General features: G+C 32.6%; 21 protein-coding genes and 2 tRNA genes. 14 read left to right on the top strand and 9 right to left on the bottom strand.

What is annotated here, in order from left to right:
- Positions 1 to 415: 415 nt before the first annotated feature.
- Positions 416 to 1,273, top strand: a complete 858-nt coding sequence (locus tag ASJ80_RS01295; RefSeq protein ID WP_069583489.1) for a ribose-phosphate diphosphokinase — start codon at positions 416 to 418, stop codon at positions 1,271 to 1,273.
- Positions 1,274 to 1,334: 61 nt separating this feature from the next.
- Here ASJ80_RS01295 and ASJ80_RS01290 read toward each other — a convergent pair whose 3' ends face one another.
- Positions 1,335 to 2,144 (bottom strand): hypothetical protein, encoded by an 810-nt coding sequence (locus ASJ80_RS01290; protein ID WP_069583488.1) that lies wholly within the window; start codon positions 2,142 to 2,144, stop codon positions 1,335 to 1,337.
- 238 nt (positions 2,145 to 2,382) lie between these two features.
- Between ASJ80_RS01290 and ASJ80_RS16760 the strand changes: the two genes are divergently transcribed.
- Positions 2,383 to 3,102, top strand: a complete 720-nt coding sequence (locus ASJ80_RS16760; protein WP_176720229.1) for a DUF5518 domain-containing protein — start codon at positions 2,383 to 2,385, stop codon at positions 3,100 to 3,102.
- Positions 3,103 to 3,182: 80 nt separating this feature from the next.
- Here the strand turns inward: ASJ80_RS16760 and ASJ80_RS01280 are convergent, their stop codons facing one another.
- The 3 genes from ASJ80_RS01280 to ASJ80_RS01270 form a co-directional block, all read right to left on the bottom strand.
- Entirely contained in the window at positions 3,183 to 4,763 is a 1,581-nt protein-coding gene (locus ASJ80_RS01280; protein ID WP_069583487.1) for a DEAD/DEAH box helicase, read from the bottom strand.
- Positions 4,764 to 4,952: 189 nt separating this feature from the next.
- The gene (gene lonB, locus ASJ80_RS01275) at positions 4,953 to 6,857 is read right to left on the bottom strand and encodes an ATP-dependent protease LonB (protein WP_069583486.1); all 1,905 of its coding nucleotides are present in this window, start codon (positions 6,855 to 6,857) and stop codon (positions 4,953 to 4,955) included.
- A gap of 507 nt (positions 6,858 to 7,364) precedes the next feature.
- Positions 7,365 to 7,619 (bottom strand): hypothetical protein, encoded by a 255-nt coding sequence (locus tag ASJ80_RS01270; RefSeq protein ID WP_069583485.1) that lies wholly within the window; start codon positions 7,617 to 7,619, stop codon positions 7,365 to 7,367.
- A gap of 237 nt (positions 7,620 to 7,856) precedes the next feature.
- On the opposite strand from ASJ80_RS01270, the gene cobQ reads away from it, so the two are divergent.
- Entirely contained in the window at positions 7,857 to 9,359 is a 1,503-nt protein-coding gene (gene cobQ, locus ASJ80_RS01265; protein ID WP_069583627.1) for a cobyric acid synthase CobQ, read from the top strand.
- 37 nt (positions 9,360 to 9,396) lie between these two features.
- Here the strand turns inward: cobQ and ASJ80_RS01260 are convergent, their stop codons facing one another.
- The 3 genes from ASJ80_RS01260 to ASJ80_RS01250 all read right to left on the bottom strand — a co-directional run bounded on the left by ASJ80_RS01260 (position 9,397) and on the right by ASJ80_RS01250 (position 11,340).
- Positions 9,397 to 9,843, bottom strand: a complete 447-nt coding sequence (locus ASJ80_RS01260) for a universal stress protein (RefSeq protein WP_069583484.1) — start codon at positions 9,841 to 9,843, stop codon at positions 9,397 to 9,399.
- Positions 9,844 to 9,847: 4 nt separating this feature from the next.
- Positions 9,848 to 10,846 (bottom strand): calcium/sodium antiporter, encoded by a 999-nt coding sequence (locus tag ASJ80_RS01255; RefSeq protein WP_069583483.1) that lies wholly within the window; start codon positions 10,844 to 10,846, stop codon positions 9,848 to 9,850.
- A 98-nt stretch (positions 10,847 to 10,944) separates the two neighbouring features.
- A complete protein-coding gene (locus tag ASJ80_RS01250; RefSeq protein WP_245837423.1) occupies positions 10,945 to 11,340 on the bottom strand; it encodes a hypothetical protein in 396 nt (131 codons plus the stop codon).
- 467 nt (positions 11,341 to 11,807) lie between these two features.
- On the opposite strand from ASJ80_RS01250, the gene corA reads away from it, so the two are divergent.
- From corA to ASJ80_RS01235, 3 genes are all read left to right on the top strand, one after another.
- The gene (gene corA, locus ASJ80_RS01245) at positions 11,808 to 12,854 is read left to right on the top strand and encodes a magnesium/cobalt transporter CorA (protein WP_069583481.1); all 1,047 of its coding nucleotides are present in this window, start codon (positions 11,808 to 11,810) and stop codon (positions 12,852 to 12,854) included.
- 125 nt (positions 12,855 to 12,979) lie between these two features.
- Positions 12,980 to 13,053 (top strand) — tRNA-Gly (locus ASJ80_RS01240).
- A 2-nt stretch (positions 13,054 to 13,055) separates the two neighbouring features.
- Positions 13,056 to 13,129: transfer RNA gene (locus tag ASJ80_RS01235), tRNA-Gly, on the top strand.
- A gap of 237 nt (positions 13,130 to 13,366) precedes the next feature.
- Here the strand turns inward: ASJ80_RS01235 and ASJ80_RS01230 are convergent.
- Positions 13,367 to 13,771 (bottom strand): CBS domain-containing protein, encoded by a 405-nt coding sequence (locus ASJ80_RS01230; protein WP_069583480.1) that lies wholly within the window; start codon positions 13,769 to 13,771, stop codon positions 13,367 to 13,369.
- Positions 13,772 to 14,115: 344 nt separating this feature from the next.
- Here ASJ80_RS01230 and nikR point away from each other — a divergent pair, with 344 nt between their 5' ends.
- The 3 genes from nikR (at position 14,116) to hycI (ending at position 15,953) form a co-directional block, all read left to right on the top strand.
- Positions 14,116 to 14,562, top strand: coding sequence for a nickel-responsive transcriptional regulator NikR (gene nikR, locus ASJ80_RS01225; protein ID WP_176720239.1), 447 nt, complete (start codon positions 14,116 to 14,118; stop codon positions 14,560 to 14,562).
- A 109-nt stretch (positions 14,563 to 14,671) separates the two neighbouring features.
- Positions 14,672 to 15,493, top strand: coding sequence for a 50S ribosomal protein L11 methyltransferase (locus tag ASJ80_RS01220; RefSeq protein WP_255360681.1), 822 nt, complete (start codon positions 14,672 to 14,674; stop codon positions 15,491 to 15,493).
- On the top strand, positions 15,477 to 15,953 hold the full coding sequence (gene hycI, locus ASJ80_RS01215) for a hydrogenase maturation peptidase HycI (protein ID WP_069583478.1): 477 nt from the start codon (positions 15,477 to 15,479) through the stop codon (positions 15,951 to 15,953). The genes ASJ80_RS01220 and hycI overlap by 17 nt, the downstream gene beginning before the upstream one ends.
- A gap of 82 nt (positions 15,954 to 16,035) precedes the next feature.
- On the opposite strand, the gene ASJ80_RS01210 is transcribed toward hycI, so the two are convergent.
- On the bottom strand, positions 16,036 to 16,398 hold the full coding sequence (locus ASJ80_RS01210) for a carboxymuconolactone decarboxylase family protein (RefSeq protein ID WP_069583477.1): 363 nt from the start codon (positions 16,396 to 16,398) through the stop codon (positions 16,036 to 16,038).
- A 222-nt stretch (positions 16,399 to 16,620) separates the two neighbouring features.
- On the opposite strand from ASJ80_RS01210, the gene ASJ80_RS01205 reads away from it, so the two are divergent.
- The 5 genes from ASJ80_RS01205 to ASJ80_RS01185 all read left to right on the top strand — a co-directional run bounded on the left by ASJ80_RS01205 (position 16,621) and on the right by ASJ80_RS01185 (position 22,431).
- Positions 16,621 to 17,748 (top strand): ATP-grasp domain-containing protein, encoded by a 1,128-nt coding sequence (locus ASJ80_RS01205; RefSeq protein WP_069583476.1) that lies wholly within the window; start codon positions 16,621 to 16,623, stop codon positions 17,746 to 17,748.
- Positions 17,749 to 17,925: 177 nt separating this feature from the next.
- The gene (locus ASJ80_RS01200; RefSeq protein WP_069583475.1) at positions 17,926 to 19,005 is read left to right on the top strand and encodes a glycosyltransferase family 4 protein; all 1,080 of its coding nucleotides are present in this window, start codon (positions 17,926 to 17,928) and stop codon (positions 19,003 to 19,005) included.
- Positions 19,006 to 19,201: 196 nt separating this feature from the next.
- Entirely contained in the window at positions 19,202 to 20,608 is a 1,407-nt protein-coding gene (locus tag ASJ80_RS01195; protein WP_369802123.1) for a Mur ligase family protein, read from the top strand.
- 76 nt (positions 20,609 to 20,684) lie between these two features.
- Entirely contained in the window at positions 20,685 to 21,143 is a 459-nt protein-coding gene (locus tag ASJ80_RS01190) for a hypothetical protein (protein WP_069583473.1), read from the top strand.
- Positions 21,144 to 21,216: 73 nt separating this feature from the next.
- Positions 21,217 to 22,431: a hypothetical protein gene (locus ASJ80_RS01185; protein WP_069583625.1), complete on the top strand. Its 1,215-nt coding sequence runs from the start codon at positions 21,217 to 21,219 to the stop codon at positions 22,429 to 22,431.
- Positions 22,432 to 22,814 lie beyond the last annotated feature (383 nt).

The following is a 22,814-nucleotide window of genomic DNA, read 5'->3' as shown; positions in this document are numbered from 1 at the left end:
ATAAATAAATAATTTCATCTTTAAAAAAGAAATATAAATAAGTTAATCAGTATAATAATGAAATAAAGATGAATTTTAATTGTATTTCCTAATTAATTTAGTTTAGATTCATGCAAATTATTTAAGTTATTATATGTAATTTTAACAAGTTAATTTAGAGATTGGTTTAACCAATTATACTAAAAATACAAATAAATTTTAATTGTATTTATAAATTAATTTAGTTTTACATCCATGCAAATGTAATTAAATAAGTTCTTAATGAATAATCTAAATAGATTATATGCCAATTTTAATTATAAGTTAATTCATAGATTGGTTTTAATACTCATTGTAAACATATAATTAAGTAATTCTCTTAAAATATAAAGTTAAATAAATTATTGATTATATCTATAAAGTATAGGTGATTTTAATGATTATAGGTGGATCCGCTTCACAAAAATTAGCTGCAAAGATCGCGAAAGAACTTGAATGTTCCTTAATCCCAATAGAAACCAAAAGATTCCCAGATGGAGAACGGTATGTCCGTATAAAAGGAAAAGTGGATGAAGAAGTAACTGTTGTCCAATCAACAGGTTATCCTCAGGATGAAAATTTAATAGAACTTTTTTTAATTCTTAAAAATTTAAAGAGCATGGGCGTTAAAAAAATAAAAGTTGTAATTCCTTATTTTGGATACGGAAGGCAAGAAAGGCGCTTTAAAAGTGGAGAAGCCGTTTCAGCTGTTATAATTGCAAATTTACTTGAAGCTGCAGGTGCTGATGAAATATTCTGTATAAATTTACATGAAGACAATATCCGGGAATTCTTCCAGATCCCAGTACATAACTTATCTGCAATGAAACCAATCGCAGATCATATTAAAGAAACCATTAATGACCCAGTAATTGTTGCACCAGATAAAGGTGCACTCGGATTTGCCAGGGAAATTGCTGAAATTCTTGGTTGTGAATATGATTATCTTGAGAAAACAAGGTTATCCCCAGAAGTTGTAGAAACAAAACCAAAAAATCTTGATGTTAAAGGGAAGGAAGCTGTTATAATTGACGATATTATAAGCACTGGTGGTACAATAGTTAATGCTTCAAAAATTTTAAAAGAACATGGCGCAACAAAGGTAATTGTATCATGCGTCCACCCAGTACTGGTTGAAGATGCACTGCTTAAAATATTTGCAGCGGATGTTGATGATGTAATTGCCACAGATACCCTGCGATCAGATGTGAGCCTCATTTCTGTAGCTCAAATTGTTGCTGATGCAATAAAATAATTAAATTTTTTTTAAATTTCATTTTTTAAGTAAGATCTAATTAATCCAATGAAATTGTTTATTATTTTCCAGGTTTACCACTAGTTTTCATCGACTTATGCTTTTGGCCGTCATGGCCCATGGTTTTATTTTCTAAGGCATCCAATATATAACGAGGCTTATTTCCATATTTTTCAATATAAAATTTAATTTTTTCATCATCAATGCATGAAAAATGATTTTTTACTATTTTTATTGTTTCTTCCTCTGAATAAGATATTTCAATCACATCAAAAAATATCTTTAAAAACAGAGAAAGTATTTTAGAAAAAATACTGAAATCCGTGATTAAATCATATTTATACCCTCTAATCTCAATGGCCCATGTCATGTGCACGACTAAATTTATTTGGAGTAGTTTTCTTTTATTTATCAAGTACTGTAACAATATGATCAAATAAAATGGAATTGATTTTAAACCTTTATTTTTAATCCATTCACCAAGCCCGATCTTTTTTTCATTTAAAGATTCAGAATCAAGTATCTTATCTGCTACCAGTACAACATCATAGTTTGAAAGTCTACTAAATATTTCTTCTTTTCTTTCAATGCCAAAATCTTCTTTTATTCCATTTATTAATTCTTTATAAACATCTAATGAACTTTTTTTTGTGTTGTCTAAAAATAAAACTGGTTCATAATAACTTAAATCAAGTTTTTCCAAAGCCTTATAAATATTGGATGATTTACCAGTTCCTGGAGATCCTATAACTAGAATAGCCCTGCCATTATCATATTTTAACTCTTTCAATATTATACATAGTTTTAAAAATGAATCCGTTATCACAAAGTCGCCGTTGTCCCTCGAAGAAATTACTTTATGATTTTCCATAATATAATATTTGTTTATTTGTTCATATCTATTTTATATTTAATATGAAAAATATAACTCTAATTATTGATTTTTTATACATTCCACTATTTAAAAAAGACAAATAATCACTTTTTAGATTTTCAATTTGATTAACTGAACGATTTAAAATAAAGATTACCTTTTTTCAAATCAAAATTAATAATAAAAATAAAAAATATATTAATACAAAAGATGATTTAAATAGGTGAGAGAAAAAATGATTAAATGGAAAGCCATAATTATTGGGTTTATTCTAGCGATAATATTAACTATAATTTTTGGAGCTGCAGGAGGAACAGTTGGTTTTTATTTAAGCATGTTTATAGCAGGCATAGCCGTTGGTTACATCGTTGATGTAAATATAAAAAATGGTGCCACACATGGGGCTATTACAGGACTAATTACGGGGATAGTTTCTGCAGTATTAAGTATAATAGTAGTTTTAGCTTATGGTGCAGGTGGAATGTTATTAGGATTAAATGTAGTTGCTGAACTAATATTATCCCTCATTTTATGGACAGTTCTCGGAGCAATCGGTGGAGTTATAGGTACTATAATAACCGAAAGACTATGGCAAACGGTTTTCACAAGGGGAATGATGGGCGGAACAGCCAAGACAGACACTCCTGAAAAAATGAAACCAAAAATTGAATTTACAAGGGAAAATATCACAAAATGCTTATGTCCACAATGCCCAGTTCAGGCTGAAAGCGAATGCGCGCAAACAAAAATGAAAATGCTTCAAGAATCCATGAGGGGTATGAGTCCAGAACCTTCAGATGTTCCCGGAGTGTACTGTGCAACAGGAACAGCAACATGTAGTGATCTTAACCCCAGTAAAATGTGTAAATGCCCTAACTGTGATGTATTCAAAGAAAATAACTTAGAACAAGGAGAACCCAATGGATACTTCTGCCAAAAAGGGGCTGTAAAATAAGCGTTTAAAAATAGGTCTAAAATACATATCTGTTAAAAAAATAGAATTTAATTAAAAGTAAAATTAATTTTTACTTAATTTCACTTTTTATTTGCAGGTTCCATATTTGCAGACTTACCTTTGATTTTACATCTGCCCATTATAGATAAGACTTCACCTGCATTTTCCTCTGGAATTTCAACAAATGAGAACTTGTCAAAAACATCTATTTTTCCAATTATCTTGCTTGAAAGTCCTGTTTCTTCTGCAATGCCCCGAACTATATCTTTCGCTTTTACCCTCTGTTTACGTCCGACGTTGATAAAGAACCTTACCATTCCAGGACTTGCACCAGTATCTCCAAAGCCTTCATCTCCAGACTCCTTCTGGTCTTTCTTGGTCATTATCATCTTTAGAAGAGCAGCAGCTATTTCGATAGATGTGTAATCTTCTTTAATTAGCCTTTCAATTTTTGTAGTGTAATCTTCCAGATCTTCTGTGTTTATGACGTGTTTTATATCATCTAAGAACATATTTGTCTTGATTTTTTTAACATCACTTAAAGATGGGATTCTGTGCTGTTCAATTTTTGTTTTGGTGAATTTTTGTATATCCCTAAGCTGATAAATTTCTCTACCTGAAGCAAATGTGAATGCACGGCCGGATTTACCTGCACGACCTGTTCTACCTATCCTATGTACATAATATTCATCGTCGTTAGGCACATCATAGTTAAATACAGCTTCCACATCACCTACATCAATTCCACGGGCTGCAACGTCTGTTGCAACAAGGATCTCAATCTGGCCTGATCTGAATTTGGACATAACTCTATCCCTTTGTCCTTGAGTCATATCTCCATGAAGTCCATCTGCAAGATATCCCCTTACCTGAAGGTGAGTTACAAGAGTATCAACCCTTCTTTTGGTATTACAAAATACCAGAGATAGCTGAGGGTTATATATATCTATTAAACGGGACAAAAGTTCTAATTTCATTTTCTCTTTAACTTCAAAGTATATCTGCTGAATTTCTGGAACTGTCATCTGCTGGTGAATGACCTTTAAAAATTCAGGATTGTTTTGATATCTTTTAGTTAAATTTAAAATTGCTTTAGACATTGTAGCAGAGAAAAGTAGAGTCTGTCTTTCTTCAGGCATGTCCTGTAAAACTGTTTCTATATCTTCCCTGAATCCCATATCTAACATTTCATCTGCTTCATCAAGGACCATAATTTTAACGTTGTTCATTTTTAAGGTTCCACGCCTCATATGATCCATTACACGTCCAGGAGTACCTATAATAATCTGTACTCCTTTTTTAAGGGATTTAATCTGCCTTTCAATTGGTTGACCACCGTAAATTGGCAAAACATTGAGTTTTCTCATGTGTTTCGAAAGCTTTCTGAGTTCTTCAGCTACCTGAATTGCAAGCTCTCTTGTAGGACATAAAATTACAGCTTGTAGACTTTTATTATCTGGATCTACTCGTTCCAAGGTTGGAATTCCAAATGCTGCTGTTTTTCCGGTTCCAGTTTGAGCCTGTCCTATAACATCTTTTCCATCTAATATGTAGGGAATTGCAAGCGACTGAATTGGAGTTGCTTCTTCAAATCCCATATCTGCAATGGCTCGTTTGATCTCATCAGAGAGATCTAAATCAAAAAATCTTAATTTTTCCATCTTTATCGTTCCTTCATTTTTCTATTTATCATTAATTAAGGCAAATATTAAAATGCATGTAATCAAAATTAGCATAACAATAATTCATCCTAAATATTTATGATATTTATAATTCAATCCATTTAAAATAAAATGCTATTTTAAATATAAAAATAAATGAAAGGAAAAAAATTCCTTTCAAGATTCAACTTAATGAGTTGTTGGATTTTGTAAACCTATGTTAGGCACCATATTGGTGATTTTCTGCATTCTGTCAAGAAGACCTTTTTTATCTTTTCCAAGTAATGCATGTTCCAATACTTCACTCATGTTTTCTACAGGAATTATTTCAATTTTATTTCTGTATCTTTCCTCAATCATAACATCATTCATATTTGATTTAGGTATTAAAACCTTTTTAATTCCTGATTCTGCTGCAGCTTCAATTTTACCAGTCACTCCACCTACAGGGAGAACATCTCCCCTGACACTTAGTGAACCAGTAAGTGCAACTGACTGGTCTACTGGAATGTTTTCCAGTGACGAAATTACTGCTGTAGCTACTGAAACACTTGCACTGTCTCCTTCAACACCTTCATAAGACTGCAGGAACTGTATGTGTATATCATAGCTTGATATATCTGTTCCAGTATGCTTTTTAATTAAAGCGCTGACGTTTTGAACAGCTTCTTTGGCAATTTCACCAAGTTTACCTGTGGCAATGATCTTACCTTCAGATTTACTTTGGGCAGGAGCAGCTTCAGCAACTATTGGGAGAATTATACCACTTCTATCTCCAATTATTGCAAGACCATTTACAGTACCTATTTTTCCACCTTCAGATGCAAAAGTTTCGTATTGTTTTTTCTGGCCAATGTAACGATCTGCAATTTGCTGTTCAAGTGTCCTTGCAAGTTTTTTAGCACCTAATACATGCTCCAAAGTGACATGCTCTACACCTTCTCCTTTTGCAATATCACCTGCAGCCCTTACAAGACCGCCTAAATCTCTTAATCTTAAAGTAAGTGTATCTTTTTTACCAGCTCTTCTTTGAGCTTCCCTTATAATCTCAGCAACTGCTTCTCTACTAAAGTGAGGTATCCTACCATCTTTTTCAACTTCTTGAGCTACAAATTGGACCAATTTATCCCTATTTTCAGGTGTGTCCGGCATTGAATCTTTCATAAAGACTTCATAACCGTATCCACGTATTCTTGACCTAAGTGCTATGTGCATTCCTTCAAGTACTTTAAGGTTTCCAGATGCTACAAGTACAAAATCACATGGAACTGCCTGGGATCTAACCATTGCCCCACTGCTTGTTTCACTCTGCCCAGTTATTGAGTATTTCTTTTCCTGCATAGCAGTCAGTAATTCTTGTTGAGTTTTCATATGCATGGTCCCAATTTCGTCCACGTAAAGAACACCTTTGCTGGCTTTGTGAATCATTCCAGCTTCAACACGTTCGTGGGCAGGAGTTCCTAATCCTCCTGATTGATATGGGTCGTGCCTTACATCACCTAAAAGAGCCCCTGCATGTGCACCTGTTGCGTCAATGAAAGGGGCAGTAATGTTGTTTTCATTGCTTACAAGAAGCTTAGGAATCATAACTGTAGTTCTAGGTTTTATTTGTAGAAGTGCAACAAAAACAATTGCTGCTGCTATTAAAGCCATGAAAAATTGGTTCACCACAAATCCCACGATTAATATAAATGAGATTATGATCATTGTGAACATGTTCTTCCTTTCTTCCTGGGATTTTGCTTTGGCTTTGTAGTTTGCAACTATTTTTTTACCTTCCCCAGCAGGCATAGTCCCAATTAGAGGGTTATGATTATCTTCAATATTTGGATAAACCAGGATATCTTGAAGTTCCTCCGGAGGGAGCAGTTCTGCCATTCCCTTTGCGAGCATGGATTTACCAATTCCAGGTTCTCCAATTAAAAGAACATTCCTTCTCTGTTTTGCAGCTTTCTTAATAGTCTCAACTGCTTCTTCTTGACCTATGATTTGATCAATGATCTTTTCAGGGACTTTAATTTCCTCTGATGTTTTATAAGTTCTTAAATTGAATGAATTTGAGCTTGAACTTGAGTCTGAATTTAGATTTGCCATGATTCATGACAACCTCCTATTTTCATTTTATATTTAAAAATCAACATTTTTATTTATAATAACTTTATGGAATATTAACTTTATTGATATATAATATTGTTATATATAAATATCTACTTTTCGTTTCTTGAATTATAAAAATATTTCACTTTAAATTTAACCAATTAATTATTTTAAATTCTTTTTAGGATAATTTTATGACTGATTTCATATTTATAATTGTTGAAATCCGTTTCTATAATTTCCTCGATGTCTGCAAAACAAATTTTAACATCAATTAGAATAAAACTCATTATTCAAAAATTTTTCTAAAAATTAACCATGCATTTTAGGATAAATGCAGGATAAACTGAGAAATGAGTTTATTTACCTACTTATTTATTTGAATATGCATTTTCATTTTATTTAATAAATGGAATAATCAATTAGAATTCACATTATATAACCCTTTGCAATACACTGAAAATATCTAAAAATAAGTTGTATCAATTTAAATAATAAACAATCTTACTCTTTTTCAATTTTACTTCCCAATCTTACACTTTGTATTGCTCCACCGCTGATCATTTCTTTAATACCATCAGCATACTCTACAATGAAATTTAAGTTTTTGAATTCAATAGAAATTATTTTAGCGTGTACTGAACTGCCATTTAAAAGTATAATAGTGGCTTCTTCCCCTTTAAAATTTTTAAGCTCATTAAAAAAGGCACTTTCAGTCTTAGATACAGTTTTAGGTACTTCAATCTTTTTGCTCATCATAATTATCCCCTCAACTTGATTTTTTGGCGCAGTAAATTATTTTGAAATACAGAAGTTTCCATAATATCATATCACCAGTATTACTATTTTTAGGAATTATAACATAATAAAATTACTTTTAATATAATTGAAAACAATATTGAAACAATTTTAAAATATTTAAAATTAAAGGTAGATCATTTTTAATTTAACATATACGGAGGCTGAATTTTGCGTTCTGATAAAACCAAATGCATAATGGTACAGGGAACTTCATCAAATGCTGGAAAAAGTGTTGTTGTAGCTGCACTTTGTAGAATATTTTCAAAGAGAGGGTACAATGTTGCACCGTTTAAATCTCAAAACATGTCCCTTAACTCATATACAACTCATGAAAATGCAGAAATAGCGATTGCGCAGGTTCTGCAGGCTGAGGCCGCAGGCATTGAACCTTCATACCATATGAACCCAATCCTCCTTAAACCCAAGGAAGATTTCATATCCCAGGTAATAGTGCATGGAAAACCTGTTAATGATATGAATTTTTATGATTACCAGAATTCATTTAGAGAAAAAGCTTTAAAAGCTATAAAAACATCTTTAGATACGTTAAAGGAAAAGTATGATATAATAGTGATAGAAGGTGCAGGTTCTCCTGCAGAAATAAATATGCTGGACAAAGACCTTGCAAATATGAAAATAGCAGAAATTGCAGATGCCGATGTTATATTAGTTGCAGATATTGATAGAGGCGGGGTTTTTGCATCAATTGCAGGAACATTTGCCCTGCTTCCTGAAAAAGACAGGAAAAGGATAAAAGGAATAATTATCAACAAATTCAGGGGTAATCTTGACATATTAATTCCAGGAATACGTCAAATTGAAGAAATTGTAGGAACTCCAGTACTTGGAGTTTTACCCTATGATGAAAGCTTAAAACTTCCGGAAGAAGATTCTGCATCATTATCAGAACGAAAATACAGTAAAAACGAAAAAGTAACCGTTGGAGTGATGCGTCTCCCAAGGATCTCTAACTTTACAGATATAGATCCCCTTGAATACGAACCTGATGTTGGTATAAAATTAATAGAAATGGGAGATGAAATAGGGAATGTAGATGCACTGGTACTTCCAGGGACAAGAAACACTGTTAACGATATGTTAGCTTTAAATGAAGCTGGTTTCACCGATGAAATTGCCAATTTATCCCATGAAATACCTGTTTTTGGGATATGCGGCGGATACCAAATGCTTGGAAAAAAGATAATTGATGAATCATTTAAAGAATCCAAACACGGCAGCGTGGAAGGAATTGGTATTTTAGATGCTAAAACTAAATTTGACAGAATTGACAAAATTGTAACTCAAAGCAAAGCAAGCATACTTGGAAACGGAATATTTAAAGAAATAAAAGGAGATTCTGTAAAGGGATACGAACTGCATGAAGGCCTTACACTTCTTGGAGAATCCAAACCACTATTTGAGGTCATTGAAGGATGTGGAAATCACCCATCATCCCCATATGACGGTGCAGTGAATGGTTATACTGCAGGTACATATCTTCACGGAATATTCCACAATTTCACCTTTAGAAGGTTCTTTACAGATCATTTAAGAACCCAAAATGGTCTTGATATGCTCGGTTTTAGTGAAGACAATTTTGAGAACCTTAAGAAGTATTCAATCGATAGGCTTGCTGAAATCGTTGAAGACAACGTGGAATTAAAATTAATTGAAGAATCTATTGAAAAAAGAGTATAAAAATAAAAAATATAATTTATTTATTTTTTAATTAAATCTACTGGATCTGCTCTAAAGGTTTATGTTTTGACCTTATCAAAAGGACGGTACATGGAGCGGAGTGGACAACTTTTTCAGATACGCTACCAAGCAGGTGCTTATCTATTTTGCTTTTTCCAGTTCCCATTATTATTACATCTACATTTTCATCTTCTGCAGTTTCAACTATCTTTTCTGCAGGATCCCCCTCAATAAGCATCGGCTTGAAATTTAAACCTGCATTTTCGAATTTCTGCCCCATGCTTTCTAAAACTTCTTTTCCTTTGCTTTTCAACTCGTTAACCATCATCTGTTTAACTTTACTTGGAGTCAGGAAAGGTGCAGATGTATCTGCAATATAAAGGCCAATAATTTCTATCGATCTTCCATCCACTAAATCAAGAGTATGTTCAACTATTTCATCTAAATATTCCCCAGTACTTGTAATCAATACTTTTTTATACATAGTATCACCCTAATACAAATATTCTTATTACTGCATAAGCTATATATGTTGCCAGCAAGATTAATCCATTGCTTCTTGTAAGTTTCATATCTTTTTTTATAAGTAATAACAGCAGTACTGTAACAAAAATCATCGCAGGAGCATCGAAGATAAGTGAAGTATGGTCTACAGGAACGTTCAAAATAAGGGCAGGTACTCCAATTCCTATAAGTATGTTGAATGTGTTACTTCCAAGAACGGTTCCTATTGATAAATCATGCAAACCTTTCATGGCAGATGAAAATGTAACCACAAGTTCAGGGATACTTGTTCCAATAGCAAGCACAAATAGGCCCATTATCATCTCAGGGATACCTAAAATCTCCCCAATCCCAGTTCCACTGTAAACTAATAGCCTGCATCCTATTACCAGTCCTGCAAATCCAACTAATATCCATGCTATGCTCTTAGGAGGAATTGATTTAAGTTTGGATCCAGACTTTTCATTAATGTTTTCAAGTTCAGATTTTTCTTCAATTTTAACCTTATTATCTTCAGTATCCTTTTTTTGGGCTTTTATCAAGCTTCTCAGGTAAATTGCATATACAATTATCATTACGATAGCTGCTATTTTTCCAATATCCCCAAATAACATGAAAAACATGAGTATAAGCGCTGTGGCAAGTGTAACTGCTCCGTCTCTTTTAAGCCCTTTAGTATCTGATTTTATAACTCCTGTAAAAGCAGCAGTTATACCCAATATCCCTGCAATGTTCCATATATTTGATCCAATTACAGTTCCAACTCCTATATCCACACTGCCGCTTAAAGTAGCTATCATAGCAGAACCAAATTCAGGCAGAGAAGTCCCAATAGCCGAAGCTGTAACTCCCAGTATTATTTGAGATATCCCCAACAAAGCACCGACTTCTACCAAATTATCAACAAAGATATCTGCTGATTTTATTACTATAAGTAATGAAATTATCAAAATAACAATTAGTTCTACTAAAAATATTTCCATAAACTCACCATTTTTTTTATTAATTTAATAATAAACGGACAATTATTTTATACCATAATTAACCATCATAGGTTTATATAAAAAAGTGAGCTAATGTATTACTCATGGTATACTCCAAAAATAAGAACTCCTGCAAGTACTATAACTAAAAATAACAACTGAGGATTATCGAAAAAAGGAGCCACCCCCCTCTGTAAAATATCATCAATAAAAGACCTGGAAGTAAGTTGAATTCCCATACTTAAACCTATCACTACTCCATTTAATCTTAATCTTTTCTTTTCTTTTTGTATAGCAAGATATTCTTTATCAAAATCAACCTGAGAGTGACAGCTTAAAAGTCCAGATCCTAATTTATACTCCTGTGGAATGTTTGAAATATCCTTATAAGTCTTCCTGTATTTTCCTGATGCTTTACGCCAGCTTTCACGCTTAGCTTCCCTACTACAATTACTAATATCAGCTGGACAGTATTTCTGATTTGGTGATTTCACTTCAAATGGTTTACCGCACCACTTACAATATTTTATTTGTGTAACTTGACCACTAATCGTAAAACCTCATATTTTTGGATCTTAATCATATATATCTATTATACTAGTTTTAAATTGACCCATCTTATATTTAAACGGTTTTGATGCTCTTAACAAGAATTAACGCTGCCGTTTATAGTCATACAATTAACAATACTTTTCATTTAGTATTTTTATAATTTTTTGAGCATTGCATGATTAAATAAGTCAACATATATACAATTTTTATATGATATACTCTACGCCGGAAGTAGATTGCCTTTTTCCTTATATAAATGTTTCGAAGAAATGACATCATCCAATAATAATTTAAATTAACCATTCCTCAAATTATACACTTGAAGTCTAAAATAATATTTCAAAACTTAAATAATAAAATGAAAATTAGCATTAATATTATAAAACTAAATAAATTTTAACGTGAAAATATGTTAAATTTGAAACCACGGTCAAAAAAAGCAGGACTTCCCCCAGGATCACTTGTTTACACAGGTGCAAAAAATATACCCACCAAAATAACTTTTATTGAATATAACAAAGATATTTTCAACCAAAAAACAATAGCAGAATGCCCCCAATTTACAGACAAAGATACCATAAAGTGGATAAAAATAAATGGGTTTGGAAATGTAGAAATTTTAAAAAAAATAGGTAAATGTTTTAATTTACATCCGCTGGTACTTGAAGACATATTAAACACAAACCAGCGTCCAAAAGTAGAAGATTACAGTGACTATCTTTATATAGTTTTGAAGTTATTTGACGTCAGTGAAAATGATCAAATGGTTACAAAACAGGTTAGTTTAATTCTCGGGAAGAATCTTGTAATTTCTTTCCAGGAAGATGATGAGCCCATATTCGATTTAATCATTAAAAGAATAAAAACAAAAGAGAATCAGATAAGTATAAGAGGTGCTGACTATTTATTATATTCAATAATAGATACAATTATTGATAGTTATTTTTTAGATATGGAAAATGTAGAAGATAATATAGAACGTATAGAATACAATCTAATAGAAAATACAAGTCCCGATGTTCTTAAGAGAATTCACAGTATTAAAATGGACATTATAACTCTTCGAAAAACAATTCGGCCGCTCCGGGAAATGCTGAGTACCCTTGAATCATCAGAATATTTCCAAATTGAAGAAGCAACAGATTATTATCTCAGAGATGTCTATGATCACTCGCTTCAGATCTATGAGATGTTAGAATCTTTGAGAGATAGAACTTCAGAAATACTGGATATCTATCTGTCAAGCACAAGTAACAAATTGAATGAAATAGTGAGAGTCCTAACAGTGATATCTACGGTATTTGTGCCTTTAACATTTATTGTAGGCCTTTATGGAATGAATTTTAATAATATGCCCGAACTCAGGGAACCATTAGGATATCCTGCGGTTTTAGTAATAATGGTTATAGTTGCATTATTTATGCTGGCTTACTTTAGACGGAAAAAATGGATATAAAAACATATTAATATTAACAAAGAAATTATTCAACACGTCTGATTTTGAGAAAATTAGACATTTGACCTTATCAAAAACCTAAAAGTTTATATAGGATGAACCCAAAAAGGATGGTATGCTGGTATGCGACGTTAGTCCAGTCTGGTTAAGACTCTGGCCTGCCACGCCAGTGACCCGGGTTCAAATCCCGGACGCCGCATTGCATCTGTAGTCTAGTCTGGTTAGGACTTGGGCCTTCCAAGCCTACGACCCGGGTTCAAATCCCGGCAGATGCACTTTTTTAATATTGAAGAATAAAAATTAAAATTTTAAGCCGAATTCTTTTTGTATTTATAATACTTTATTGAAATTAACTTATTTTAAAAATATAAAAATAAATTTCCTTTTACAGTAATTTCAGAGCTATAAAAAAGGATTTAATAGATCTTCAAAATTAAAAAATTCAATAAAAATTTAATTGACGGTCTTAGTGCGACAGCCAATTTAATGTACTAAAAAAGTTTTAGAGCAGTTTAATATTCTGGCACTAAAATTTCAGCTGCCACCAACCGGCAAATATCTGTTTTTGTAATTACTCCGACTGGTTTTTTATTTTCCAGGACCAGCAGTCCAGATACATCTGCCCTTAACATCAAATTTGCAGCATCTTCAATTTTGTCTTCTGCAGATATCGTTATAATATCTTTTGACATTATATCTTCAATCTTTAGATTATTAGATACAATTGTACGTGGCTTAAAAGCTCCAAGCATGCCTACAAGATCAAGATAAGATATTACACCTACGGGATTTTCAGTTTCATCCATAACAAAAAGTCGTCTTACTCCTTCTTTATACATCTTTTCAAATGCATCAATTGGCCTTGTATTTGGGTCAATTGATATTATGCCTTTATTCATCGCTTCCCTAACTTCCATCCTATCCCTCCTGATTATCCATTACAATTATTAATTGATCTTTTAAAGTTATATGAGTATTGAAAAAATAAGAAGATAAGTACTTATTTTTGTATTACATAAGCTATTTTATATTACAAATTTCAAAAAAAGTAATTACATCATTGTTCTCCTAGAGCAATATTGCTCTTCAAGGACAAAGTTTAAATAGTAATATAGTAATCAAATAGTATTATATCATATAATTCGTGTTTAAAATATGCATGAATATTGTTGGCCATGCACAATATTGTTGTGCAATAACAACATTTAAATACTATAAAATGTTATGATAATAATAACGTAATAATGGAGGGAGAATTGTGATGAGAATTAGTATGTCGTTGCCAAAAAAATTGTTAAATGAATTTGATGGAGTATTAAAAGACAGAGGATACCAATCAAGGTCAAAAGGTATCAGAGATGCTCTTAAAGATTATATTGTAAGGTATCAGTGGATGAATGAAATGGAAGGAGAACGTATAGGAATAATTGCTGTAATATACGACCACCACTACACTGGAGTAATGGAAGACCTTACCGAAATTCAGCATGATTACAAAGATTTCATAAACGCAGTTATGCACGTACACATGACAGACAAACACTGTCTCGAAGTTATAGTTGTTAAAGGAGACGTTAAATACATCCGTACACTTTCAGAAAAAATAATGAGACTCAAAGGTGTAGAACACGTACGTCTTACCAGTACAGCAGTTGGAAAAGCACTTGACCTTGAAAAAGCAGGCGCAAGCAGCCCAATGTCACCTTAATTATATAAATTTTATTTAATTAACAACGCAATTGCTTATCGTGACTTGTCTAAACGAGTCACGATAGGAACCACTTATTTTTAATTTATACTTATTTTCAGGTGAAAATGTGCACCTTAAAAATGAATTTGAAGTACTACTTGAAACTAAAATGCACACAACACCCTATCATCTCAACCTTATATCTGATAAAGAAAGAATATTAGCCTTTCAAGAAGCAATAAAAGAGAAGGCCGAAGGTACTATATATGATATAGGTGCTGGATGTGGAATACTTTCGATTTTAGCAGCCCCTTATGCTGATTTTATTTATGCTGTTGAAATAGATCATACTGCCTCAAAACATGCCAAATCAAATCTTGAGTCTTTTGATAATGTTTTAGTGATAAACAAAGATGCAAAAGAAGTTATTTTTCCGCAAAAAGCAGACTTAATTATCTGTGAAATGTTAGATACTGCATTAATCGATGAGGAACAGGCCCCTGTTCTTAATTCTATTTTAAAATATCTGAAAAAAGATGGTGAAATCATACCCAAAAAAATCCTGAACGGGGCTGAAGCCATTGACATGGAAAGAGAAAACATCTGTTACGAGGATAATGAGGCTAATGAAAATCCAAACTACGACGTTATGAGTAATTTCAAGATATACAGTGAAATTGATTTTAAAAAAGAAATTAAAGAGGATGTAGAAACTGATTTGGAATTTAAAATTTCCAAAAAAGGATCTGTTTCTGGGATTAAAATCACCACTTTTACTTTACTAACTGACCACCTGATCTGCGGGCCAACTCCAATGCTCAATCCACCACTGCTTATTCCAACTGAAAAAATCAAGGTAGATATAGGAGATATCATAAAAGTTAAATTGAACTATAAAATGGGTGGTGGATTAGATAGTATTAAAACCAGAATTGAAAAAGTTTCTTAGAGAATATAAAAAAATAGTAATTTTAGGCATTGGTAATGAAATAAAAGGTGATGATGCTCTTGGAGTCATTATAGCTCAAAAATCATTATTATTATTTGATAAAAATGAAAATATTGTTGTTTTTGATGGAGGAACTGTCCCTGAAAATTATACTGGATTAATAAGAAAAGAAAACCCCACTCACATAATTTTAGTTGATGCTGTGGATATGAAAAAAGAACCAGGATATATCCGTGTGGTGGAGAAGGAAGAAATTGCAAACTATAATATTTCAACACATGCCATGCCCATATCTTTTTTAATAAAATATATGGAAACTACATTAGACGCACAGATAATACTGTTAGGAATTCAACCAAAAAGCATGGGTTTTGCAGAGCCCATTTCAAAAGAAGTTGAAAAAAGTATTGGAGAAGTTTTAGTTACATTTGATAAAGTGATTAAAGAAAATTTTGACTGAATTTTTAATAATTTTAAGTGGTTAACGATTTTAAAGCTTATAATCTAGTTTTAAGGAGTATCTAATACGTAATTTTAATTATTTAAAGCTTTTTAATGACATCTGAGACAATATCTCTACAATTAGCTAATGCAGGGGCTCCTGATGTGAGTAAAACTACTCCGAGTAAATCTGCTATTTCTTCTTTTGTTGCTCCTGCATTAATAGCAGCATGCAACTGCTGTTCAACACAGTAACCACATTTACCAGAAATAATAATTCCAAGTGCTATCAATCTTTTTGTTTTAGTTGGAAGTGCACCATCTTTTAAAATTATATCATCGAACTCACTTATTACATCCAGAAGTTTGGGATTTAATTTTTCATACATGTCTAGTATGTCTGGAGAAAAGCCCATTAATTTTCTAGCTTTTTTAATAGCCTCATGTCCTTCTTCATGTACCATAATATCACCAGTTTAGTATATGACATTCAAATTTATTAAATTTGGCGGAATTATTCATAACTATTAATCTTTATATTTAATCCCAATTAAACTATCTAAAAATTAAAAAGCAAATCAAATATTTTTAAGTAAGAAAAAACAAAACTGTTAATGTTATGAAATAATACGTTAAATAAAGCCAGTATTACTAAAGATTAATGTTAAGTGATTTCCAGTGATAAAATGAAGATACTATTTATAGGGGCAAGACTTTTTGATGATATTGCAGCATATACAAAAAAAGAAGGAATTAAAAGCATAGTAACAGAATCTAATCCAGATTCTAAAAATCTAGATCTTCCTGATGCTCATTATATCGTTCCAAGAGGAATGGAAGGACCTAAAGAAATTGCACTTAAAGAAGATGTAGATGCAGTTGTACCTCTTATAGGGATAGATAAACCTCTTTTTGAAATTGCAAAATTAAAAGAAGATTTAGAAAAAAATTATGGATTACCTGTTATTGCATCCCCATTAGATGCTGTTTCTATATCAAGAGATAAGCTTAAAACAAAGGAATTCTTTATTAAAAACCACGTCAAAACTCCTTCATTTAGTAAAATCTCTAAAAATATCTCCGAAATTTCATTACCTGCTGTATTAAAGCAGTTAGAAGGCCAGGGAGGTAGTGGAGTAAAAATTGCAGTGAGTGAAGATGATCTTAGAAGCTGCATCAATGATTTTGAGGGAGCATTTGTAGAAGAGTTTGTTGAAGGTACAGAAGTATCCATTGAAGTTTTAAGATGGAAAAATGAAACTGTTCCTCTTGTTCCAGTTTATAAAGGAAAAACAACTCTTGAAGGTACTCATCCCCTTGATAAATTAAAAACTGCTCCTTTAAATATAGAAAATCAAAGAAATGAAGATATAAGACAGGTAGCTGGAAAGATTGCTGATAGTTTGGGATCAGAAGGAGTAATTGATATTGACATAATTATTGATGAAACAGGGATCAATTATTTTATAGAAATAAACACACGGCCCAGCGGTACACGATACTTAACAGCAGCTTCGACCAACATAAGCCCCATGCACGAACTTGTAGATATGGCTACAGGTAAATGGAATTCTAAAGAAGTTCAAAAAAGAATCATGCAATACCACGCACTTGAGATACCTGTAGGTGACTATAAAACAGATAGGAACAACTATAAATTCAGAGATTTTGAAAATAAAAATTGCTGGGTAATTCATGGCCCTCAAAATTTTCAGCGTATAACTATCCGTGCTGAAAATGCACAAAAAGCATATGAAACCGCAAAAAGATTAAATGTTGATTATAACAAATTTTATCAAACCGGCAAAAATTAAAACATACAAAAATCAAAGCTTACGAAAAACTTGTTTTCGTGCTCAAAATCTTCGATTTTGAGAGATTTTGAACGAATAGTGTTAAAAACAAAAAATTAAATTTTAATAAATAAATATAATAAATATAAAAAAGTCAGGATTAGTATTAATATAACAAATTTAATATAAGGTGGTAAGTTGAATAATTTCCAGATAGACATTTTGATATTCATTATTGCATTATTATCAACAATATTCTTTACAATAGTCATAAAAAGAGTATTGATAGAAGCTAATGTAACAGATAAACCTATTGTAACCGAACACAGCCATAAATCAGGGACTCCTACAATGGGAGGGCTTGCAATTTTACTGGGTATTCTCCTTACTTCTTCAATCTATTTTACAAATAGATACCTAATGATAGTTGCTATTATAATGGCAACTGCAGGAATTATAGGACTTTTAGATGATTTACTTGGACTTAAAACCAAAGAAATTCAAAAAAAGGTTCGAAACATATACTCTGCCCCAATAGAAATGGGAAGATTAATGCTTAAACCAGGGGAAGAAGCACGAGTCGCAACTGAAAAAGCCAAAAAAGACTTAGTGAAATATTTGGCCGAGAAGAAAGTTGAAATAGTTGGTGAAGCCCCAATTAAAAGTGAAGTAGAAGAAAGTGAAAAAATAATTGCCCAGATTATAATTTCATTATTTTTATTAGGCTCAGGAGCCGTTAGTTCCTCAGTACTCGGAATTGATATCGGCTATTTTATAATACCAGTTGTAATATTTGGTATAGTTGGAGCTATAAATGCAGTAAACCTTATTGACGGTATGGACGGTCTTGCAGCAGGAATACTTGCAATAGCATCCTCTGCCTGTGCAATTTTTGCTATTACAACCAACAACGTGGATGGTGCACTTCCATTCATAGCACTTGCTGGAGTTTCATTTGGTTTCCTCGCTCTAAATAGGTACCCTGCCAGTATATTCATGGGAGATACTGGTTCCTTCGCACTAGGGGCTGGTTACATTACAGCAGCATTTTTAGGCAATGTATTATACTTTGCACTGATTGCACTTGCTATTCCTATAATTTCAGTAATAGTAAGCCTTTTACACCGCGCTCACATTATAAACCTGCCAGTAGAACCATTACACCATACTTTAAATTATAAAGGACTTTCAGAAAAGAAAATAGTGCTTCTTTACTGGGGAATTACCCTTATAATATGTATTCTAGCACTTTATTTCTACCATGCATTTATAATTTAAATATTTTTTTACATTTTTTTGAAATAGGGTTAAAATAGGGAAACCCTCAAACATAAATGTCTGGGGTGTTTGCAAATCCCTCAAAATCCTCAAAAAAATTTTCAATTTTGACAGATTTTTTGAGTAAAATACTTCTTATAGAATTAGTTAAGATCACATTAATTAAACTAAAGAAAACTGTGAAAAAATGAAAAAAATTACAACGTCAATTATCGCAGAAAAAGTAGAAGGAACACTCACAGGCCCTAACAAAGATATGGACGGTATTTTTAATATTTTAAAGGATGCTCAAAAGGGAGATGCAGTAATAAGACACTGGATAGATGAAACCGGAGTAAAAATTGCATCTAAAAAAGGTGTTTCATGTATAATAACTCAAAATCCAAAGGGCAGTGCAGTAAAAACTGCAGAAGAATTAGAATTACCATTTATAGTAACAGAAAAAATAGAACTGGCCAATGCTTTTGCCATTAACTGGGCGCTGGAAAAATTTGCAAAAGACTCTTTACGTGTTGTAGTAACCGGAACTAACGGAAAGTCCACCACTACCCATATGATTTATCACATTTTAAAGGAATCTGGTTACAGCACATATACAAACACTGATTCTGAATCGGAATTCAATACACTTATAGATCCGATGGTTGCAAAGCAAATTGCAGAATTCGATGCTCCCATCGAGGCTGCAGTGATAGAAGTCTCTGAGGTTCAAGGCTGGCTCGGAGATATTATGAAAGACCATGCATACATAATGACGTCAGCAATCAATCCAGATGTAGTGATTGTAACCAATGTAGCCCTGGATCATATAGGTCTCGTAAATTCTATTGAAGAAACATTTAATGAAACTTCAGGTGCAGTTAAAGGCATAAAAGAGAATGGTACTTTGATATTGAACTATGATGATCCACTTGTTTTAAAAATGAAAAATTTAACTTCAAACTATAGAAAAATCTTATTTTTCGGAGATAATGCAGATATTAAATTTGACAGTACTGGAATAGTATATAAAGATAATATTTTAATTAAAACTGAGGATTTACCATTTAAAAGCCGCCATTTTGTCCAGAACACCATGGCTGCTGCAGGCGCAGTTATAGCTTTAAATATTGATCTCGAAACCATTAAAAACTCGATTTCATCATATAAAGCATTAAAAAGGAGATTTACAATAGTACACAATGATCCATGCATAATAGATGACTTTGCACATAATCCCGATGGAATTCTTGCTACAATACAAAATGCTGCTCTGATTGGGAATGGAACTCTTTTTGTGGTTTCAGCGATCCGAGGATCAAGAGGAGAAAGTATTAATCAGGCAAATGCAGAAGCCATTGCTAAGGGACTTCAAAACATCCCATATAAACTGATTATAACAAGCAGCACTGATGTTGTGGATCATTTAAACACAGTAACAAATAATGAAAAAAAAGTATTTATAGATGCACTTGAAAAGGAAAAAATAACATATATCTTTAATGAGAAACTATATGATGCATTGAAAAATGTACTTAAATTATCACATAAAAAAGACACAATTTTATTAATTGGTGCGCAGGGCATGGATCCTGCAAGTGAACTTTTAGAAAAAATTCTATGAAATTTTTTAGTAAGTCTTAAGTTAACAGAAGTTCATATTATATAATTCAAATTCATTATTCACACTTGGTGATTAAATGTTCATAAAAGTAAGAAGAGATACTATAATCATTTTAACACTTGCATTTTTATTAATAGTATCAGGAAGGGTTATGAGTTATATGGCATTTGCCGAATCTCCTGCTACAGATCAGGGAATACCCATATCTGGAGTCATGATAAAAGGAAATAATCTCGTACCAACTGATTCTATTCGAGCCAATATATATGCATCAGGTTTAAGGCCAGGAAGTTACATCAACGGAAGCACATTAATTACAGACAAACGAGAATTACCTTTAAATGAAGCAATAAGTAATGCCCAACAATTTGCAACGTTGACAACTATTCCCGGTACAAGACTAACACCTATAGTAGCTGCAGATGTTAAAGTAGACAGCACAACAGGAAGTGTCACAGTAACTGTTGTTGAAGACTGGTCACAGGTAGTAGTAAATACAACGTCAAGTACTACAAGTTCATATACAACGGGGTAAACACATGAAAATTCCACAAAGACTTCAAGGAAAATATGTAAAAGGAATATTAATATTCCTAATCACAGTTGCAATGATTATTGGGCCTGCTGCAGCAACCTGTAACATAATCGTTATAACAGACCCTACAGGAAAGGATCCAAACGGTGCAGCAGCAGGGAGTATGTCCTATCAAAACAACATGTTTCAGTCAACTTTCTTATCCTCATCAAGCGGCCATTTTGCCATACTTTCCGGGGGTGAAGGTTCATCCACACCCAGATTACAGGCTATTGTGGCAGCTGTAAAAGCTATGGAAGCTGGCGCTACCCCACAATCAGCGGCAAACCTCGCAAATTCATACGAGGGGATTAGGGTTCTAGTTGGAACTGCTACTAAAGGTGCTGCAGTAGGAGGATCATACGACGTTTACGTGATTACAGTGTCAAATAATGGGACCATTACAGTAACACCCCACTCATCAGATGGAACCGCAGTTTTACCTGCCGGAACAAAAGGAGCTATTATCCACTTAAGAAATACAGAAGGTAACCCCCTATATGGAACAGCTTCAGAAGTACGTCAGGAAACTGCAGTTAACATTGGTAAAATGATAAGAGACGGTTATTCTGCAACTTACATACTGGGACAAGCATTTGGAGAAGTAGCAAATGATTCTGGTGAAAAGTACGGTGGTGGTGGAGTTAACCTTGTTTCAGGAATCACAACTGGAGACATGTTCACTCCAGCTCAGTTAAACACAACCGGTTATGCTATGAACACTCCCTATGCCAAAATAAGTACATCCAGCGACGGGTGGAGTATAGGTTATCCGGCAGCAGAGCAATACCAGACAGATCCATATGATGGTTCGCCACTCAAGATAGAGTACGCCTATGAAGCGCTTATAAATGCCATCACAGTTACAGGGCAGACAGTACAGGTTTCTGTTTATGGAAGTGAGGATATAGGTATTTCAGAAACTACACAAGAAATTGTATCTGCAACTGTAAAAAAATATGGTTATGATAACGTTCAAATAGCAAACAGAATCAATACAGCAATAGACAGTGGAACTATTGTAGGCGTTAACCATGTAGAACCTAAAGACATCAACGTCAAATCAAGTTCAAGGGCAGTAGGTGTTTATTACAAACCTCTTGGTAACGACAGGTCTTCCCCTCCATGGAATTTACCAATAAGTTCTTCACTTTTAGACTTAATTGGAAATATCCAAACTGCTATAGGTTTAATACTGGTACTCCTGGTTCTGTTTAGAAGTACTCTAATCAAATCATTCATGAGATAATTAAAAGGATTTTTATAATCCTTAACTTTTTTAATTTTATTTTAAGTAATTATTTCACAGCATATATCAAAATAAAGATTTTCTACCAACGCATTTTATATTTTTTTAAGCAAAACATTCTTCTCAATTAATTTACCATTTTTTAAGTTTTTAAAAATTATCATTGATTTTATCATAGCCCTCACTAAATCAGTGCTAAAAAACAATACAAAACATGGTATTTCACTAGAATTGATAGATAGTTAATATTTAAATAATTTGAAGATACTAATTAATATTATCAAAATAAATGAGGATATTATGGGGAGAAATTTAAAATTAATCTTCAAGGAATTATTGTCAATTTTTATCATGATTAATACGCTTATTTTAGTGATTTTAAG

Origin of the sequence: Methanobacterium bryantii, from assembly GCF_002287175.1 — an archaeon.
GTDB classification, from domain to species: Archaea; Methanobacteriota; Methanobacteria; order Methanobacteriales; family Methanobacteriaceae; genus Methanobacterium_D; species Methanobacterium_D bryantii.
Note: the sequence above shows the minus strand (reverse complement) of the source record. Positions and strands in the feature narration are given on the sequence as shown.

Bases quoted from the DNA above. Each gene is read 5' to 3' on its own strand.
- ASJ80_RS01295 (WP_069583489.1), top strand. From the start codon at position 416: ATGATTATAGGTGGATCCGCTTCACAAAAATTAGCTGCAAAGATCGCG.
- ASJ80_RS01290 (WP_069583488.1), bottom strand. From the start codon at position 2,144: ATGGAAAATCATAAAGTAATTTCTTCGAGGGACAACGGCGACTTTGTG.
- ASJ80_RS16760 (WP_176720229.1), top strand. From the start codon at position 2,383: ATGATTAAATGGAAAGCCATAATTATTGGGTTTATTCTAGCGATAATA.
- ASJ80_RS01280 (WP_069583487.1), bottom strand. From the start codon at position 4,763: ATGGAAAAATTAAGATTTTTTGATTTAGATCTCTCTGATGAGATCAAA.
- lonB (WP_069583486.1), bottom strand. From the start codon at position 6,857: ATGGCAAATCTAAATTCAGACTCAAGTTCAAGCTCAAATTCATTCAAT.
- ASJ80_RS01270 (WP_069583485.1), bottom strand. From the start codon at position 7,619: ATGATGAGCAAAAAGATTGAAGTACCTAAAACTGTATCTAAGACTGAA.
- cobQ (WP_069583627.1), top strand. From the start codon at position 7,857: ATGGTACAGGGAACTTCATCAAATGCTGGAAAAAGTGTTGTTGTAGCT.
- ASJ80_RS01260 (WP_069583484.1), bottom strand. From the start codon at position 9,843: ATGTATAAAAAAGTATTGATTACAAGTACTGGGGAATATTTAGATGAA.
- ASJ80_RS01255 (WP_069583483.1), bottom strand. From the start codon at position 10,846: ATGGAAATATTTTTAGTAGAACTAATTGTTATTTTGATAATTTCATTA.
- corA (WP_069583481.1), top strand. From the start codon at position 11,808: ATGTTAAATTTGAAACCACGGTCAAAAAAAGCAGGACTTCCCCCAGGA.
- ASJ80_RS01230 (WP_069583480.1), bottom strand. From the start codon at position 13,771: ATGGAAGTTAGGGAAGCGATGAATAAAGGCATAATATCAATTGACCCA.
- nikR (WP_176720239.1), top strand. From the start codon at position 14,116: ATGAGAATTAGTATGTCGTTGCCAAAAAAATTGTTAAATGAATTTGAT.
- ASJ80_RS01210 (WP_069583477.1), bottom strand. From the start codon at position 16,398: ATGGTACATGAAGAAGGACATGAGGCTATTAAAAAAGCTAGAAAATTA.
- ASJ80_RS01205 (WP_069583476.1), top strand. From the start codon at position 16,621: ATGAAGATACTATTTATAGGGGCAAGACTTTTTGATGATATTGCAGCA.
- ASJ80_RS01190 (WP_069583473.1), top strand. From the start codon at position 20,685: ATGTTCATAAAAGTAAGAAGAGATACTATAATCATTTTAACACTTGCA.
- ASJ80_RS01185 (WP_069583625.1), top strand. From the start codon at position 21,217: ATGATTATTGGGCCTGCTGCAGCAACCTGTAACATAATCGTTATAACA.